Source organism: Nonomuraea insulae (assembly GCF_042656245.1).
On sequence record NZ_JBHSPA010000023.1, the window covers coordinates 334,730 to 349,864 of the forward strand.

A 15,135-nucleotide genomic window follows, 5' to 3' on the forward strand; every position below is an offset into this window, starting at 1 on the left:
GACGCGTCGGCGTACCCGATCGCGCCGAGCCTCGGCCGGGGTGATCGCTCCAGATCAGGGAGCCGTGATCCGGTACCCCACCCCGGGCGTCGTGGTGATGGCCGCGGGCTCGCCGAGCTTGCGGCGCAGGCGGCCGATGGTGACCGTGACGGTGTTGGTCAGGGGGTTGGCGTACTCGTCCCACACCTGCTCAAGCAGGTCCTCGGCGCTGAGGAAGGCGGGGAAGGCGCGCAGGAGCGCTTCGAGCAGGGCGAACTCCTTGACCGACAGGTCCAGGTGCCGGCCGTCGCGGGTGACGGTCCGGCACAGCGGGTCGAGCTCGATGCCCGCCGCGCGCAGCGTACGGGGCCGGGCGGAGGGCCGGCGGCGGGCCAGGGAGTGGATGCGCAGCACCAGTTCGGGGAAGTGGAAGGGCTTGGCCAGGTAGTCGTCGGCCCCCAGCGTCAGGCCGGCGACCCGGTCCATGGGCGAGTCGGCGGCGGTCAGCATCAGAACCATGGCGCGGTCGTCGCGGTCGGTGATCATCTGGCAGAGCGTGTCGCCGTGGATGCCCGGCAGGTCACGGTCGAGGACGACCACGTCGTAGGCGTTGACGTCGAGCTTGGCGGCGGCCTCCAGCCCGTCGTAGGCCACGTCCACGGCCATCCCCTGATCGCTCAGCCCTTCGACCAGTACGGCGGCGAGGGAGCGGGCGTCCTCGACCAGGAGCACTCTCATGCCGGAACCCGCGCGGTCGCCACGGGCAGCGAGATGGCGGCCCGCAGACCGCCTTCCGGCCGGGCCCGCAGGTCGAGGGCGCCGTCGTGCGCGGCGGCGATGGCCGCGACGATCGACAGGCCGAGCCCTGAGCCGTCGCCGGAGCGGGTGCGGTCGGCGCCGAGCCGCTGGAAGGGCTGGGCCAGCCGATCGACCTGCTCCTGGTCGAGAAGGCGCCCGCCGGTCTCGACGACGAGCCTGGCCGTCGCGCCCTCGGTGGTGGTGGCGAGGTGGATGCGGCCGCCGTGGTGGTTGTGGGTGATGGCGTTGTCGATCACGTTGTCGATCATGCGGGCGAGGAGCGTCCCGTTCCCCTGCGTCCACGCGCCGTCGTCGGCGTCGGCGTGCACGGTGAGGCTCTTGGCGGTGACGTCGGCCGCCCTGGCCTCCAGGGCGGCGCTCGCCAGGCGGCCGAGCGAGAGTACCGTACGGTCGGTCAGGGCGCCGTGCTGGGCGCGGGCGAGCATGAGGAACCCGTCGAGCAGCCGGTCGATCTGGTCGAGCTCGGTGCGCAGCCGGTCGGCCAGCCCGGCGGTCTGCGCCGGTACGGGCTCCGGCTTGGCCATGGCCACGTCCAGGGAGGCGCGCATGGTGGTCAGCGGCGTGCGCAGCTCGTGGGAGGCGTTGGCCACGAACCGGCGCTGCGCCGCGAACGAGCTCTCCAGCCGTTCCAGCAGCCCGTCGATGGTGTCGGCGAGATCTTTGACCTCGTCGGCCGGGCCCTGCGCGGCCAGCCGTTCGTGCAGGTTGTCGGCGGAGATCCGGCGGGTGGCCGCGGTGATCACCCGCAGCGGGCGCAGCACCCGGCCCGCGATGACCCGGCCCATGACGACCGACACCACGGCCATGACCGCCAGCGCCACCGCCGAGCCGATCAGGAGCTGACGCAACTGGGCCGTGTGGGTGTCCGACAGCTGGGCCTGGAGGGAGGCGATGTGGTCGTTGGCGGCGGCGAGCGTGACCGGCGGAGCCCCGGGGAACGTCGTCCGGCTGACCTGCGTCCCGCCGAGGCCCACGAGGTTGGCGATGACCAGCAGCACGACGCCGGACAGCATGAACATGGCACCGTACAGAAGGGTGAAGCGCATGCGCGCCGGGCGTCGCCACTTTCTCATGGGTTCCAGGATGCCGTGCCGGACCTAACAACGATGTGACAGCCTCCGTTCGGCCCCTGTTAGGGCCGGGGCCGTACAACCGATCGCATGCAGGCAACCATCGAAGTCAACGGGCTGCGCAAGCGGTTCGGCCGGACCATGGCGCTGGACGGCATGTCGTTCACCGTGTCGCCGGGACAGGTCACCGGGTTCGTCGGCCCCAACGGGGCGGGCAAGTCCACCACGATGCGGGTGATCCTCGGCCTGGACGCGGCCGACGAGGGTCACGCGCTGGTCGGCGGGCGGCCGTACACGAGCCTGCGCACCCCGCTCAGCCACGTCGGCGCGCTGCTGGACGCGGGCGCGTTGCAACCCGGCCGCACCGCGCGCAACCACCTGCTGTGGCTGGCCCATTCCCAGGGGCTGCACGGCAGGCGGGTCGACGAGGTGCTCGAACTGGTGGGGATGAGCTCCGCGGCCCGGCGCAGGGCGGGTGGCTTCTCGCTGGGCATGCGCCAGCGGATCGGCATCGCCGCCGCGCTGCTGGGGGACCCGCCGGTGCTCATGCTGGACGAACCGGTCAACGGCCTGGATCCCGAGGGCATCGTCTGGATGCGCGGCCTGCTGCGGTCGCTGGCCGATGAGGGGCGTGCCGTGCTGGTGTCCAGCCATCTGATGAGCGAGCTCGAGGACACCGCCGACCATCTCGTGGTGGTGGGCAGGGGCCGCGTCATCGCCGACACCGGCGTGGCCGAGCTGATCACGACCGCCTCCCGCGGCCGGGTCACCTTGCGTACGGCGGCGGGTCCCGCGGCGATGTCGGTGCTGGGTCCCGCCGGCGCCACCGTGGCCGTGACCGATCGCGACACGCTGGTGGTCTCGGGGCTGCCCCCCGAACGCGTCGTGGCCGTGCTCAACGCGAACGCGGTGCCGTTCTCCGAGGTGGCGGCGCATCGGGTGACGCTGGAGCAGGCCTACATGGACCTCACCGGCGACGCGGTCGAATACCGGGGAACGGCACGATGAGCGCCCTCTCCCATCGCTTCTGGCGACTGCTGCGCGCCGAGTGGACGAAGTTCAGGACGGTACGCGGCTGGATGGTCGCCATGACGGCGGCGGCGCTGGTCACCGTGCTGCTCGGGCTGCTGTCCGCGTCCAGCAATCATGCCTCGTGCAGCTCTGGTCCGGTCGAGGTCGCCTGTCCCCCGCCTCTGGTGGGTCCGGGCGGCGAAGCGGTGGACGACAAGTTCTATTTCGTGCACCGGCCGCTGGCCGGGGATGGCAGCATCACCGTCCGCCTCACCTCCATGACCGGCCAGATCCGTAAGCCCGACGTCACCCCAGGGCAGCGCAACGTGGTCGCCGGGGTCGTGCCGTGGGCGAAGGCCGGAGTCATGATCAAGGAGAGCACGAAGCAGGGCTCTGCCTACGCGGCGGTGATGATGACCGGTGAGCGCGGGGTGCGGATGCAGCACAACTTCACCCACGACATGGCCGGTCGGCCGGGCGGCGTGTCCAAGCAGTCGCCGCGCTGGCTGCGGCTGACCCGCTCCGGCGACACCCTCACCGGGTACGAGTCCGCCGACGGCACGAGCTGGGCCCAGATCGGCGCCACGGCCCTGACCGGGCTACCGCAGACCGTCCAGGTCGGAATGTTCGCGACCTCCCCCGGCGACCTCACGGTCACGCAGGGGGATCTCGGCGGGTCCATCGCGGCGGCCCGCTTTACCGAGGCCACCGGCGAGTTCGACCAGGTCAAGCTCCAAGGCAACACGTCCGGCGCGTGGCGCAACGACGACATCGGTGTCAGCGTCGCACCCGACGGGTCGGCGCACCACCCGGGCCGCGCCAGCCAGTCCGGTGGCACCTTCTCGGTAACCGGCGTCGGCGACATCGCGCCGGCCATCGAGGGCTCGCCCCCCGAACGTCCCCTCAGCAGCGCGCTGACCGGGCTGATCCTGGTGATCGTCGTGGCGGTCATGTTCATCACCGCCGAGTACCGGCACGGCCTGATCCGGACGACCCTGCTGGCCGGCCCGCACCGCGGCCGGATGCTGGCAGCCAAGGCGCTGGCGCTCGGCCTGGTCACCTTCGCCGCCGCCCTGCCCGCCACCGCGATCACGTTCACGGCCGGCGGGCGGATCCTGCGCGACAACGGCAACGCCGTCCTGCCGGTGTCCCTGCTCACCCAGGTGCGCGTCGTGGTCGGGATGGCGGCGTTGTTCGCGCTGGCCGCCGTGCTGGCCCTCGCCCTCGGCGCGCTGCTGCGACGCAGTGTCGCGGCGGTCATCACCGCCGTCGCGGTGATCGTGGTCCCGCACGTCCTGGCGACCACCTCGGTCCTCCCCGACAGCGCCGCGCAATGGTTGCTGCGCGTCACCCCGGCGGCCGGCTTCGCCATCCAGCAGAGCATCCCGGAGTACGCGCACATGCTCGGCCACTACGCGCCCATCGCCGGGTTCTACCCGCTGCCACCGTGGGCCGGCCTGGCCGTGCTGGCCGGCTATGCCGCGCTCGTCCTCGGCCTGGCCGTCGTCCAGCTCCGCCGGAGGGACGCATGAGAGAGCACCTGCACGCGGAGTGGACGAAACTCCGCACCCTGGCGGGCACCGGCCCGCTGCTGCTCACGATCGTCGTGCTGACCGTCGCCGTCAGCGTCGCGGCCTGCGCCGTCGTGTCCTGCGCCGCAAAGGGTTGCGGCTACGACCCCGCCGAGATCAGCCTCTTCGGGGTCCAGGTGAGTCAGGCGGTCGTCGCCATCCTGGCGGTCCTGGCGATCACCGGCGAGCACGGCAGCGGCATGATCCGCGTCACCCTGACGGCCATGCCGCGCCGGGCCGGCGTCCTGGCGGCCAAGGCGATCATCCTGGCCGGCCTGACCCTGATCGCCGGGAGCGTCGCCGTGCTCGTCTCCTCGCTGGCCGCACGGCGCATCCTGCTCGGCAACGGCTTCACCCCCGACATGCTCATCCTCACCAGCGGCCCCATGCTGCGCGCCGCCGTCGGCTCGGTCCTCTATCTGGCGCTGATCGCCCTGTTCAGCCTGGGGGTCGCCACCGCCGTGCGGGACTCCGCCACCGCCATCGGGGTCGTCCTCGGCCTGCTCTACCTCTTCCCCGCCCTCATCCTCATGATCGGCGACGATCACTGGCAGCGGATTCTCTGGCGGATCTCCCCCATGAACGCCGGCCTCGCCATCCAGGCCACCACCAACCTGTCCAGCCTGCCCCTCAGCCCATGGGCCGGCCTGGGTGTGCTCGCCGCATGGGCCGCCGCGGCGCTCCTGGGCGGCGGGCTGCTGTTACGGATGCGCGACGCATGACCGCCACTTGACGACGCAGGCTAATGCCATTAGCCTCTCGGTTATAGCAAATAGCCGAGAGGGAAAGACATGACCGAGTTCTTGGAGATCGACGGCGGGCGGCTCGCCTACGACGTGACCGGCGAAGGACCGCTGGTGGTGCTGGCGCACGGGATGGGCGATGGCAGGAAGGCGTTCAGGTTCCTGGTTCCCCAGCTGGTGGCGGCCGGTTTCCGGGTGGCGAGCCCGGACCTGCGCGGGCACGGCGAATCAAGCGCCGATTGGGCCTCCTACACCCGCACCGACGTGGCCGGCGACCTGCTGGCCCTGATCCGCCACCTGGGCGGTCCCGCCGCGATCGCAGGGCACTCGTTCTCGGGCGGAGCGGCCACCATCGCCGCCGCCCAGGCGCCCGAGCTGGTCAGCGCCCTGGTGGAGATCGGCCCGTTCACCCGGGCGCAGAAGATCGACCTGGGCGGCCTGCTGCGCAACGGCCACCACCGCAAGGGCATCACCCTGCTGATGGGCACGGCCATCCTGCGCAGCGTCGGGTTGTGGAAGCGCTACCTCGACCACGCCCTCCCGGGCGCCAAGCCCGCCGACTACGACGACTACATCGCCACCCTGGAGGCCGACCTGCGCAGGCCGGGCCGGATGGCCGTGGTCGCCAAGATGGGCCAGTCCGCCCCGACGGACGCCGGCGCCCAATTGCCTGACATCACCCGCGACGCCCTGGTCATCATGGGCACGCTCGACCCCGACTGGGCCGACCCGCGAGCCGAGGCCGACGGCATCGTCGCCGCCATGCCCGCCGGACGCGGCACCGTCACGATGATCGAGGGCGCCGGCCACTACCCGCACGCCCAATACCCGGCCGAGGTGGCGGCGGCGATGGTGCCGTTCATCAAGGAGCGCACCCGTGGCTAGGGCGGCGCTGTCGCGGGAGAGCGTGGTCGATCTCGCGGCGCTGGTGGTCGACGAGTGCGGGCCCGAGGCCCTGACGTTGTCGGCGGTGGCCGCGCGGGCGGGCGTGGCCACCCCCTCGCTCTACAAGCACGTACGCAACCTCGCCGAGCTGCGCGAGCTGCTGTCGGCACGGGTCACCGACGAGATCTCCGCCCTGGCGGGCGACGCGGTGCTCGGCCGCTCGGGCGACGAGGCGGTACGCGCCCTCATGAACGCCTGGCGCGCCTACGTCCTGCGGCATCCGCACCGCTACGCCGCGGTCATCCAGACGCCTCAGCCCGGCACGCAGGCGGCGGGCGATCGCCTGCTGGACATCCTGCTCGCGTCGTTGCGCGCGTACGGGCTGGGCGACTCCGGCACGATCCACGCGGCCCGCTGCCTGCGTGCGGCGGTGCACGGGTTCGCGGTTCTGGAGTCGGCGGGCGGCTTCGGGCTCGCGGAGAGCACCGACGACAGCTACGACCTGCTGACCCGCATGATCATCTCAGGGGTCGCCCGCGCGGACGAAGACCGCTGAGCCGGGCTCCTCACCAGCTCAGCGCCTTGGACCGGCCGGTCGGCGCCGGCAGCCGATCACGCGGCACCTGAACGCCGAGCGGACTGCCCGAGCGCCAGGCCGCGACGGCCAGCAGCAAGGTGCCGGGGAATGGGCCGACCGAGGCCCAGACCGGCACCCGCCACGCCCCTGTCGAAAGTCAGTTCACAGGTGGTAGACCCGGGTGGCCGTCGCGGAGAACACGTCCCGCTGCTCCTCCTCTGATCGGCCGGAGAGCACCTCCTGCCAGGTGGAGAGCAGGGTGGCCAGGTCGGTCCAGAGCTTCTCGATCGGGAAGTTGCTGCCCCACATGCAGCGCCGGGAGCCGAACAGGTCCAGGCAGGTCGCCGTCACCGTCTCGATCAGCGCCCGGTCCACGCGGTGCACGAAGGTGCCCTGGCCGGTGAGTTTCACCACGACGTTGGGCCGCTCGGCCAGCAGCCTCATGCCGCGGGTCCACTCGCCGAGGACCGCCGCCCCTAAGCCCACCGGCATCCCGGCGTGGACGAGCACGAAGGTCACGTCGGGGAAGTCGGCCACGAGGGCCGCGGCGTCGGCCATCTGCGCGGGGAACACCTGGAGTTCGAACAACCAGCCGAGGTCGGCCAGCGCGGCGATGTTGCGCCGGAAGACAGGGTCCTTCATCCGGTCGGGGCCGGCGGCGAAGCGGAACTCCGGCCGCTCGTGCCAGTGCAGTTGCAGCCGGGTGCCGCGGACGAGCGGGGTGAGGGCGTCCTGGCGGCGCATGACCTCGACCGCGCCCTCGTCGAACAGGTCGGCGGAGCCCACCACGGCGGTGGGCCAGCCGGTCTCGGCGTGTACCTCGCGCAACCACCGCACCTCATCCACGCAGCGGTCGATCCGCCAGTTGGCCTGGACGTAGACCGCAGAGGTGATGCCGCAGGCGGTGGCCTCGGCGGCGTACTCGGACGCGGGATAGTCACGGCGGATCGGCTCGTACGGGCCGAAGATGCGCGGAACCATCTCCCCCTGCAGCCAGGGCAGGTCGGCGGCGCGCCAGATGTGGTGGTGCGCGTCGACGATTTCGGCGGGGGCGTGGGTCATGGCGTCGTTCCCAAGGTTCGCGGGGTGGACCAGCGCCGCGCCGCGAGGTGGCGGGGGCCGGACAGGACGGCGGGGAGGCGTCGGACCTCCGCCAGCATGGTGGCCAGGTCGCGGACGCCGCCGAGGTGGTCCAGGCTCGGGAGCTGGGCGGCCATGGCGCGCGTGACGGGGCGGTAGGCCGGCGAGCAGGCCAGCGGGGACCACCAGACAAGCCGGTGGCTGAGCCGCGACAGGCGAGCCGTGGCGCGCACCATGGGGACGGGGTCGCCGCGTTCGAGCCCGTCGGACAGCACGATCACGAGCGCTCCGCGGGCGAGCGCCACGAAACGCGGGTTGCCCAGGAAGCCTTGCAGCGCCGTGCCGATCGCCGTACCGCCGTCGGCGTCCGTGACCAGCCTCGACACGGCCCGCAGCGCCTGGTCGGCGTGCGGGTGCGAGAGCGCGGCGGTGATCCGGGTGAGCCGGGTGCCGAAGGTGAACACCTCCGTACGTGCCGGCGCCGCGCGCAGCGCGGTGTGCGCGGCGCGGAGCAGGTCCGGGCTGTGCGGCCGGAGCGAGCCGGAGACGTCGATGAGGATCAGCAGCCGGCGCGGGCGCGGTGGGCGGGCGAGGCGGCGTAGCTGGATGATCTCCCCGTCGTGGCGGTGGGCCTGTCGCCACGCGTGCCGCACGTCCAGCCGGTCCCCCGACCGGGCGGGGCGGCGCCGCCGTGACGGGACGGCGGGCAACACGGCGGGCCAGGCGGCTTGGAGCGCGCGCATGTACGCGGCCCGGCCTTCGTCGGTCCTGCCGAAGTCGCGCGTGCCGTGGGTGCTCAAGGTGCTGGCCTCGATCCCGTCGCCCGGCCGCACCTCGCGGGGCGGCGGGTCGTCCGCGCCGGGGCCGCCGGGGGACTGCGCGCCGCCGTCGTCCGCTTCGAGCGGCGGGTCGGCGGGTCCGGGGCCGCCCCGCCGGAACCAGGCATCGAAGACGCGGTCGAAGGCGGGCAGATCGCTCACGTCCTGCAACAGAGTGATCCGGGCGTACCAGTACAGCACGGTCAGGTCGGGCGGCGGGGACTCGGCGATCGTCCGCAGCAGGTCCGCCCGTTTGGTCGGCGCGGCGGGCACGCCCGCGCCGCGCAGCGCGCTCAGGAACCCCCACAGGTGATCCGCCGCGAGCACGGCCGGATCAGGCATCGTCGAAGACCTCCTCCGCGAGCACGGCCGGGTCAGGGATCGTCGAAGACCTCCTCCGCGTGCCCGAGGAGCAGCCGGGTGTCCTCCTCGTCCTTGATCAGCAGGCCGAGTGCCCGGCGCAGCGCCACCGGCCACGGGCTGCCGCCCTCGGCCAGGGCCAGCGCGCCGCGGGCCCACTCCACCGACTCGGCGATGCCGGGGCGTTTGAGCAGCGGCAGGCGGCGTACGCGCTGCACCGCCCGGACGAGGCCCTCCGCCGCCCGCTCCTCCAGCCCGGGCACCGCGGCGCGCAGGATCGCCCGCTCGCGGCCCGGCTCGGGGAAGGCGATCCAGTGGTAGAGACAGCGCCGCTTGAGCGCGTCGTGCAACTCGCGCGTACGGTTGGAGGTCAGCACCACGATCGGCGGTGTGCGCGCCCGTATCGTGCCCAGCTCCGGGATCGTGATCTGGAAGTCGCCCAGGAACTCCAGCAGGAACGCCTCGAACTCGCTGTCGGCCCGGTCGATCTCGTCGATCAGCAGCACCGCGCCCCGCTCGGCCTGCACGGCGCGCAGCAGTGGCCTGCGCAGCAGGAACTCCTCCCGGTACAGGTCGCCGACGTCCTGGCCGCGGCTCTCGGCCACCCGGACCTGGAGAAGTTGCTTGGGGTAGTCCCATTCGTAGAGGGCCTGGCCGGCGTCCAGGCCCTCGAAGCACTGCAGGCGGATCAGGTCCAGGCCGGTGACGCGCGAGAGCACCGAGGCGACCTCGGTCTTGCCGACGCCGGGCTCGCCCTCCAGCAGCAGCGGCCGGTCCAGCCGCAACGCCAGGTGGACGGCCGTGCACAGCCCCTCGTCGGCGAAGTAGCCCTGCGCCTCCAGCGCGGCGGCCAGCTCGTGCTCGCGCAGGAGGCCGGGCGCGACGCCGTCGGTCGTCACAACTGCGCGTGCTCGGTGGTCAGCAAGTGGATGCGCTGTGAGGTGTGCGCCGCGGCGTCGGCCGCCGCGGCCTTGCCGTGCTCGGAGCCGAACGCGGCGGCCCGCGCGTCCTCATCGTCGAAGTACAGCTCGTTCACCGAGTCGTACGCCCCTCCGTCGGCGTTGGTCACGCTCACCGTGTACCTCCGCAGGCCTGGCAGCTTCCTGGCGAACTCGACGTGATCCTCCACCACCCACTTCGCGAACTCCTCGTGGGACAGTCCCTCGGCGCGCTTGAGCAGCGAGACGACCTTCAACATGGTTCCTCCTCAGATTTACGGTGACCGGTGACATCAGCCGCGCAGGTCGTCAAGCCCGCGCAGGACACGCTCGGGGGTGAACGGCATCGAGTCCAGGCGCACGCCGCAGGCGTCGAAGATCGCGTTGGCGATGGCCGGGATCGGGGCGTTCGCCGTCATCTCGCCGATCCCCTTCGCGCCGTACGGCCCGTTCGCGGCCGGGCGTTCCAGGAACAGGCTGTGCTGGACGGGGATGTCGGCGGGCCCGGGCATCAGGTACCCGGCGAAGTCGCGCGGCCCGTGGTCGCGAATCGGGTAGTACGGCTCGGTGGTCTCGAACAGCGCGTGCGACACGCCCATCCAGGCCCCGCCCTCCACCTGCTGCGTCGCCATGGCCGGGTTGAGCGCCCTGCCGACCTCGTAGACGTTGTACAGCTCCACCACCTCGACCACCCCGGTCTCGTCGTCCACCTCGACGACGGCGGCCGTGCACGCGTGCGCCTGGCAGGAGTCGGGGTCCATCTCCCCCGTCTCGGGCACCGGCGTGCTCGGCTCCTTGAGGTAGATGCCGCGTCCGGAGATCGTCCGCCCGTGCTTGAAGTGCGCGGCCAGCGCCAGATCGGTGATGTGGATGCGCTTGTCCTGCGCGCCCTTGAGCTGGATGAAGCCGGTGCCGTCGGTCTCCAGGTCCGCGGCGTCGACCTCCATCTCCTCGGCCGCGACCTCCAGCATCACGCCGCGTGCCTCGGATGCGGCCATGATGACGGCGTTGCCGACGCGGTGGGTGCCGCGGCTGGCGAAGGTGCCCATGCAGTGCGGGCCGGTGTCGGTGTCGGCGGTGTCGACGAGCACGTTCTCGATCGGCAGCCCCAGCGTCTCGGCGGCGCACTGGGCGGCGATCGTCTTGATGCCCTGCCCCAGGTCCACCGAGGACAGCGAGATCACGAACGTGCCCGTGGTCGTGGCGTGGACCAGCGCCTGCGAGGGGTCGCCGCCCAGGTTCATGCCGGTCGGGTAGTTCACCGAGGCGTACCCGCGGCCGCGCAGCTTCGCCATCGTCACAGCCCTTCTCTGCCGGTGGAGGACATGCGGCGGTACGCCTCGGGCAGCTCGTGCCCGGAGATCTCCGCCACCTTCTGGATCACTTCGACCAGGGCCGTGCCCTCGGCGACCTTGCGGTGGGCCTTGAGGTCCCCGTCGCGGTAGGCGTTGAGCAGCCGCAGCCGCAGCGGGTCCAGGTCCAGCGCGCGGGCGATCCGGTCCATCTGCGACTCCAGCGCGAAGTCGGCGATGGTCACGCCGAAGCCGCGCATGGCGCTGGACGGCGTGCGGTTGGTGAACACGCAGTGGCAGTCGGCCCACACGTTCGGGATCGAGTAGGGGCCGGGCAGGTGCGCGGCGGCCTTCGTGGTGCCGTACGGGCTGTGGCGGGCGTAGGCGCCCGCGTCGACGTACAGGGTGACCTTGCGGCCGATGATCCGGCCGTCGTTCATGACCGCGTCCTTGATGTAGATGCGCTCGGCGGCGCGCGGCGAGGAGACCTGCATCTCCTCGGCCCGGTCATAGACGAACTTGACCGGGCGGTCGGCCAGCATCGCGGCCACGCACGCGACCGGCTCGACCACCACGTCCACCTTGCCGCCGAAACCGCCGCCGACCGTGCCGCCGACGATGCGCAACTTGTTGAACGGCGTCTCCAGGATCAGGGCCGTGTTGTCGAGGGTGAAGAAGCACGCCTGGGTGTCGGAGTGGATGCGCAGCCGCCCGTCGGCCTGCGGGACGACGACGCAGCCGGTGGTCTCGACGGGAGCCTGCTCGATCGGCGCGGACTGGTAGCGCCACTCGAAGACGTGGTCGGCGCGCGCGAACGCCTCCTCCACGTCGCCGAACCTGATCCGCCGGCAGTGATGGCCCTCGTAGATGAAGTGGTTCTGCCCGTGGTACTCGTTGACCAGCGGCGCGCCCTCTTCCAGCGCCTCCTCGACGTCGAAGACCGGGGGCAGGTCCTCGTAGGCGACCTTGATCCGGGCCGCGCCCTCCAGCGCCGCCGCCTCGGTCGCGGCGACCACGGCGCAGATCGGCTCGCCGAGGTAGCGCACCTTGTCCACGGCCAGGATGGGCTCGTCGTCCGGCCCGACGCCGATCAGCTTGAGCGGGGTGAAGAGGTTGTTCGGGATGTCGGCGTGGGTGAGGATCCGCAGGACGCCGTGCACGGCCAGGGCCTCGCTCAGGTCCACGTTCAGGATCCGCGCGTGGTGCCGGGCCGAGCGGTGCATCTTGAGGTGGGCGAGTCGCGGCGGGGCCACGTCCTCGAAGAACTCGGTACGCCCGGTGACGTGCCCGCGCGCGTCGGAGCGCTGGACCACCGAGCCGATGACCGTGAGGTCGCCGGCGTCCGCGGCGGCCCGTTCGGCGGCGAAGGTGCTCGTGTCGATCGGGGCGAGCCGGTAGGTCATCGCGACACCACCGTACGGCGGCGCTTGGCCGCCTCCAGGATGGCGATCATGATGGGCCGGTAGCCGGTGCACCGGCAGACGTTGCCCGAGATCGCCTCGACCACGTCCTCCTCGCTCGGATCGGGGTTCCGGTCGAGCAGCGCCTCGGCGACCATGATCATGCCGGCCGTGCAGAAGCCGCACTGGGTGGCGAAACAGTCGACGAAGGCGCTCTGCACCTCGTCCAGCTCACCGCCGGCGGCGACCCCCTCCAGCGTACGGATCGAGCGGCCCGCGACGGTCTCCACCGCGACCAGGCAGGAGACCTCGGGCCGGCCGTCGACCAGGACGGTGCAGGTGCCGCAGGCGCCCTGCGCGCATCCCCGCTTGGCCGCGGTAAGCCCCAGCGACTCGCGCAGACTGGCGAGCAGCGTGGCGCCCGGCGCGGCGATGAACTCGCGTTGCTCTCCGTTGACGACGAGCGAGACGATCTGTGACGGCACGGTCCACCTCTTACTGATGCGGCCTTGCGTTGCTAGGGGAGAAAGGCGCGGCGCAGGTGCACGGGCAGGACCCGCGCCCGGTACCACGCGCTGGCGTAGGCGTCGTCGAAGGGGTCGATGTCGTCACGGGCCGCCTCGCCCGCCTCGGTGAGGGTCTCGTGGGTCAGCGGCCGGCCCAGCAGCAGGCGCTCGGCCGACACCGCGCGCACCGGAAGTGACGCGACGCCGCCCAGCGCGATCCTGGCGGAGGTGACCACGCCGCCGTCGACCCGGGTGACGGAGGCGACGGTCACGATCGCCGCCGAGTTCAGCCGGCGGCGCATGGCCTTGTGGTAGTACCAGTCGCCGGGCTCGGGCAGCGTGGCCCGTACCGCCACGACGACCTCGTCCGCGGCGACCCCGGAGGCCAGCACTTCGGCCACCGATGCGTCGCGCCGGCCGACCGGCCCGGCGATCTCGCAGGTCGCGTCGAGGGCGAGCAGGCAGACGGCCAGATCGCCGTAGGGCTGTGCGACGAACAGATTGCCGCCCACGGTGGCCTGGTTGCGGATGGTCGGGGAGGCGATCGTGCGCAGCGCGGGGCGCAGGAACGCGAGCCCCGGGTGCTCGCCGACGGCGGCGAACGTGGCCGCCGCCCCGATCCTGGCCACCCCGTCGCCCACCTCGACGCCGCCCAGCCCTGCCCGGCGCAGGCTGACCAGCTCGGTGACGGGCGCGGTCCCGCTGTTCACCAGCGGCATCACGGCCGTGCCGCCACCCATGATCCAGCCGCCCCCTGCCAGGCAGGCGATCACGGCGTCGGCTGACTCCGGCACGTGCACCGCGCGGATGACCATGTGCGGGCCTCCTTGGCTATGATTATCGATAATTGATTATCGACAAGTACGCGTCAAGAGCTCCCGCGAACAAAAGGATCACCTCATGACCGAAGAGCCCGCCAAGCTGCCGCGCCTCACGCTGGCGCGGCAGATCCGCGACTCGCTGGTCGCCAGCATCGTGTCCGGCCACTTCGGCCCGGGTGAGCGGCTGGTGGAGACGCGGCTCGCGGCGACCTACGGCACCAGTCAGGCGCCGGTGCGCGAGGCGCTGCGCGAGCTGGAGGCCATGCGGCTGGTGGAGACCCAGCCGCGCCGCGGCACTTTCGTGCGCCCCTTCGTACAGGAGACCCTGCGCGAGAGCTACGTCGTGCGGGCGGCGCTGGAGGAGACCGCCACCCGGCTCGCCCTGCTGGCCGGGACCGTGCCGGTGGAGGCGATGCGGGCGGATGTGGAGACGATGCGGGCCGCCGCGGAGAGCGGCGACGGGGAGGCGTCGGCGCGCGCCAGCGTGTCCTTCCACCGGCGCATCGTCGAGGCCGCGCACAACGAGTTGCTCAAGCTCACCTGGGAGGGCCTGCAGATCGAGGCGCGGACGTCGGTCACGATGGTCGCCACCGAGGTCGACCTGCACGACATCGTCCGGGACCACGCCGGGTTGCTGGCCGCGATCGAGGACGGCGACCTGGAGGTCGCGTGCAGACATGCCCGCGACCACCAATGGCACTACGCCGACCTCCCGCACGACGCCCACGGCCGCACCCGCGACTCCGCCGCCGGCTGACCGCCTGTTCTCATGGGCGCGGGACGCCGCTGAAGGCGTCCCGCGCTGGTGCTGTTCGTCGTCTGGGCCGTCAGGGACGAGTCTCGGCTAGCCGGGCGTCGAGCACTTGGTCGACACGAGTTTCCCGGACTTCTGGTCCACGCATTTCTCGCAGACCCGCTTCGGGTTGGTGGCGGTCGGCGCCGCGGCCGAGGTGCATTCGAGCTCTCTCGGGCCCCGCTCCCTCTTGCCCTCGCAGTACTGGCGCTTCCAGCCGCCCTTCTTTTTCTTGCAGTAATAGCAGCGCTTGTTGCCGTCTTCCATCCACTTGCAGTCGCGTCTATTCGCGGACGTGCAGATTCCGAGAGAGGTGGATACGGCGGACACGCCGATGGCGCGATTTTCCGTGGACTGGGCCGAAGCCGAGGTCGACGGGGCGAAAAGGGCGGCCACGAGGACGCCTATGGCGCCTGCTTCTTTCAGCATGAATCCTCCCGCTGCTGTCCTTCCTTTTGTCCTCTCATCGTGC

General features: G+C 71.9%; 18 protein-coding genes. 6 read left to right on the top strand and 12 right to left on the bottom strand.

What is annotated here, in order from left to right:
- Positions 1–54: 54 nt before the first annotated feature.
- Positions 55–717 carry a response regulator transcription factor gene (locus tag ACFPZ3_RS19265; protein ID WP_379515519.1) on the bottom strand — a complete coding sequence of 221 codons (663 nt, stop codon included), beginning with the start codon at positions 715–717 and terminating at the stop codon, positions 55–57.
- Entirely contained in the window at positions 714–1,871 is a 1,158-nt protein-coding gene (locus ACFPZ3_RS19270) for a sensor histidine kinase (protein ID WP_379515520.1), read from the bottom strand. The genes ACFPZ3_RS19265 and ACFPZ3_RS19270 overlap by 4 nt, the downstream gene beginning before the upstream one ends.
- An 87-nt stretch (positions 1,872–1,958) precedes the next feature.
- Between ACFPZ3_RS19270 and ACFPZ3_RS19275 the strand changes: the two genes are divergently transcribed.
- From ACFPZ3_RS19275 to ACFPZ3_RS19295, 5 genes are all read left to right on the top strand, one after another.
- Complete coding sequence (locus ACFPZ3_RS19275) at positions 1,959–2,876, top strand: ATP-binding cassette domain-containing protein (protein ID WP_379515521.1); 918 nt, start codon at positions 1,959–1,961, stop codon at positions 2,874–2,876.
- Complete coding sequence (locus tag ACFPZ3_RS19280; protein WP_379515522.1) at positions 2,873–4,411, top strand: DUF1349 domain-containing protein; 1,539 nt, start codon at positions 2,873–2,875, stop codon at positions 4,409–4,411. The genes ACFPZ3_RS19275 and ACFPZ3_RS19280 overlap by 4 nt, the downstream gene beginning before the upstream one ends.
- Positions 4,408–5,172 carry an ABC-2 transporter permease gene (locus ACFPZ3_RS19285; RefSeq protein WP_379515523.1) on the top strand — a complete coding sequence of 255 codons (765 nt, stop codon included), beginning with the start codon at positions 4,408–4,410 and terminating at the stop codon, positions 5,170–5,172. The genes ACFPZ3_RS19280 and ACFPZ3_RS19285 overlap by 4 nt, the downstream gene beginning before the upstream one ends.
- Positions 5,173–5,241: 69 nt before the next feature.
- Complete coding sequence (locus ACFPZ3_RS19290) at positions 5,242–6,078, top strand: alpha/beta fold hydrolase (protein ID WP_379515524.1); 837 nt, start codon at positions 5,242–5,244, stop codon at positions 6,076–6,078.
- A complete protein-coding gene (locus ACFPZ3_RS19295) occupies positions 6,071–6,634 on the top strand; it encodes a TetR/AcrR family transcriptional regulator (RefSeq protein ID WP_379515525.1) in 564 nt (187 codons plus the stop codon). Before ACFPZ3_RS19290 ends, ACFPZ3_RS19295 begins: the two co-directional genes overlap by 8 nt.
- Before the next feature lie 10 nt (positions 6,635–6,644).
- Here the strand turns inward: ACFPZ3_RS19295 and ACFPZ3_RS19300 are convergent, their stop codons facing one another.
- The 9 genes from ACFPZ3_RS19300 to ACFPZ3_RS19340 are packed head-to-tail and all read right to left on the bottom strand — an operon-like array spanning position 6,645 to position 13,864.
- Positions 6,645–6,791, bottom strand: a complete 147-nt coding sequence (locus ACFPZ3_RS19300; RefSeq protein WP_379515526.1) for a hypothetical protein — start codon at positions 6,789–6,791, stop codon at positions 6,645–6,647.
- A gap of 26 nt (positions 6,792–6,817) precedes the next feature.
- Positions 6,818–7,717, bottom strand: a complete 900-nt coding sequence (locus tag ACFPZ3_RS19305; protein ID WP_379515527.1) for an amidohydrolase family protein — start codon at positions 7,715–7,717, stop codon at positions 6,818–6,820.
- Entirely contained in the window at positions 7,714–8,895 is a 1,182-nt protein-coding gene (locus tag ACFPZ3_RS19310) for a vWA domain-containing protein (RefSeq protein WP_379515528.1), read from the bottom strand. The genes ACFPZ3_RS19305 and ACFPZ3_RS19310 overlap by 4 nt, the downstream gene beginning before the upstream one ends.
- A gap of 32 nt (positions 8,896–8,927) precedes the next feature.
- The gene (locus ACFPZ3_RS19315) at positions 8,928–9,812 is read right to left on the bottom strand and encodes an AAA family ATPase (RefSeq protein ID WP_379515529.1); all 885 of its coding nucleotides are present in this window, start codon (positions 9,810–9,812) and stop codon (positions 8,928–8,930) included.
- Positions 9,809–10,111 carry an EthD family reductase gene (locus ACFPZ3_RS19320; protein ID WP_379515530.1) on the bottom strand — a complete coding sequence of 101 codons (303 nt, stop codon included), beginning with the start codon at positions 10,109–10,111 and terminating at the stop codon, positions 9,809–9,811. The genes ACFPZ3_RS19315 and ACFPZ3_RS19320 overlap by 4 nt, the downstream gene beginning before the upstream one ends.
- A 33-nt stretch (positions 10,112–10,144) precedes the next feature.
- Positions 10,145–11,146, bottom strand: a complete 1,002-nt coding sequence (locus ACFPZ3_RS19325) for a xanthine dehydrogenase family protein molybdopterin-binding subunit (RefSeq protein ID WP_379515531.1) — start codon at positions 11,144–11,146, stop codon at positions 10,145–10,147.
- 2 nt (positions 11,147–11,148) lie between these two features.
- A complete protein-coding gene (locus ACFPZ3_RS19330; protein WP_379515532.1) occupies positions 11,149–12,546 on the bottom strand; it encodes a xanthine dehydrogenase family protein molybdopterin-binding subunit in 1,398 nt (465 codons plus the stop codon).
- Complete coding sequence (locus tag ACFPZ3_RS19335; protein WP_379515533.1) at positions 12,543–13,028, bottom strand: (2Fe-2S)-binding protein; 486 nt, start codon at positions 13,026–13,028, stop codon at positions 12,543–12,545. The genes ACFPZ3_RS19330 and ACFPZ3_RS19335 overlap by 4 nt, the downstream gene beginning before the upstream one ends.
- 32 nt (positions 13,029–13,060) lie before the next feature.
- Positions 13,061–13,864: an FAD binding domain-containing protein gene (locus ACFPZ3_RS19340; protein ID WP_379515534.1), complete on the bottom strand. Its 804-nt coding sequence runs from the start codon at positions 13,862–13,864 to the stop codon at positions 13,061–13,063.
- Positions 13,865–13,949: 85 nt separating this feature from the next.
- On the opposite strand from ACFPZ3_RS19340, the gene ACFPZ3_RS19345 reads away from it, so the two are divergent.
- Positions 13,950–14,627, top strand: a complete 678-nt coding sequence (locus ACFPZ3_RS19345) for a GntR family transcriptional regulator (RefSeq protein WP_379515535.1) — start codon at positions 13,950–13,952, stop codon at positions 14,625–14,627.
- An 87-nt stretch (positions 14,628–14,714) separates the two neighbouring features.
- Here ACFPZ3_RS19345 and ACFPZ3_RS19350 read toward each other — a convergent pair whose 3' ends face one another.
- Positions 14,715–15,092, bottom strand: a complete 378-nt coding sequence (locus ACFPZ3_RS19350) for a hypothetical protein (protein ID WP_379515536.1) — start codon at positions 15,090–15,092, stop codon at positions 14,715–14,717.
- Positions 15,093–15,135: the final 43 nt, after the last annotated feature.

Excerpts from the sequence above, each read along its gene's own strand:
- ACFPZ3_RS19265 (WP_379515519.1), bottom strand. The coding sequence starts at position 717 with ATGAGAGTGCTCCTGGTCGAGGACGCCCGCTCCCTCGCCGCCGTACTG.
- ACFPZ3_RS19270 (WP_379515520.1), bottom strand. The coding sequence starts at position 1,871 with ATGAGAAAGTGGCGACGCCCGGCGCGCATGCGCTTCACCCTTCTGTAC.
- ACFPZ3_RS19275 (WP_379515521.1), top strand. The coding sequence starts at position 1,959 with ATGCAGGCAACCATCGAAGTCAACGGGCTGCGCAAGCGGTTCGGCCGG.
- ACFPZ3_RS19280 (WP_379515522.1), top strand. The coding sequence starts at position 2,873 with ATGAGCGCCCTCTCCCATCGCTTCTGGCGACTGCTGCGCGCCGAGTGG.
- ACFPZ3_RS19285 (WP_379515523.1), top strand. The coding sequence starts at position 4,408 with ATGAGAGAGCACCTGCACGCGGAGTGGACGAAACTCCGCACCCTGGCG.
- ACFPZ3_RS19290 (WP_379515524.1), top strand. The coding sequence starts at position 5,242 with ATGACCGAGTTCTTGGAGATCGACGGCGGGCGGCTCGCCTACGACGTG.
- ACFPZ3_RS19305 (WP_379515527.1), bottom strand. The coding sequence starts at position 7,717 with ATGACCCACGCCCCCGCCGAAATCGTCGACGCGCACCACCACATCTGG.
- ACFPZ3_RS19310 (WP_379515528.1), bottom strand. The coding sequence starts at position 8,895 with ATGCCTGATCCGGCCGTGCTCGCGGCGGATCACCTGTGGGGGTTCCTG.
- ACFPZ3_RS19320 (WP_379515530.1), bottom strand. The coding sequence starts at position 10,111 with ATGTTGAAGGTCGTCTCGCTGCTCAAGCGCGCCGAGGGACTGTCCCAC.
- ACFPZ3_RS19325 (WP_379515531.1), bottom strand. The coding sequence starts at position 11,146 with ATGGCGAAGCTGCGCGGCCGCGGGTACGCCTCGGTGAACTACCCGACC.
- ACFPZ3_RS19330 (WP_379515532.1), bottom strand. The coding sequence starts at position 12,546 with ATGACCTACCGGCTCGCCCCGATCGACACGAGCACCTTCGCCGCCGAA.
- ACFPZ3_RS19340 (WP_379515534.1), bottom strand. The coding sequence starts at position 13,864 with ATGGTCATCCGCGCGGTGCACGTGCCGGAGTCAGCCGACGCCGTGATC.
- ACFPZ3_RS19345 (WP_379515535.1), top strand. The coding sequence starts at position 13,950 with ATGACCGAAGAGCCCGCCAAGCTGCCGCGCCTCACGCTGGCGCGGCAG.
- ACFPZ3_RS19350 (WP_379515536.1), bottom strand. The coding sequence starts at position 15,092 with ATGCTGAAAGAAGCAGGCGCCATAGGCGTCCTCGTGGCCGCCCTTTTC.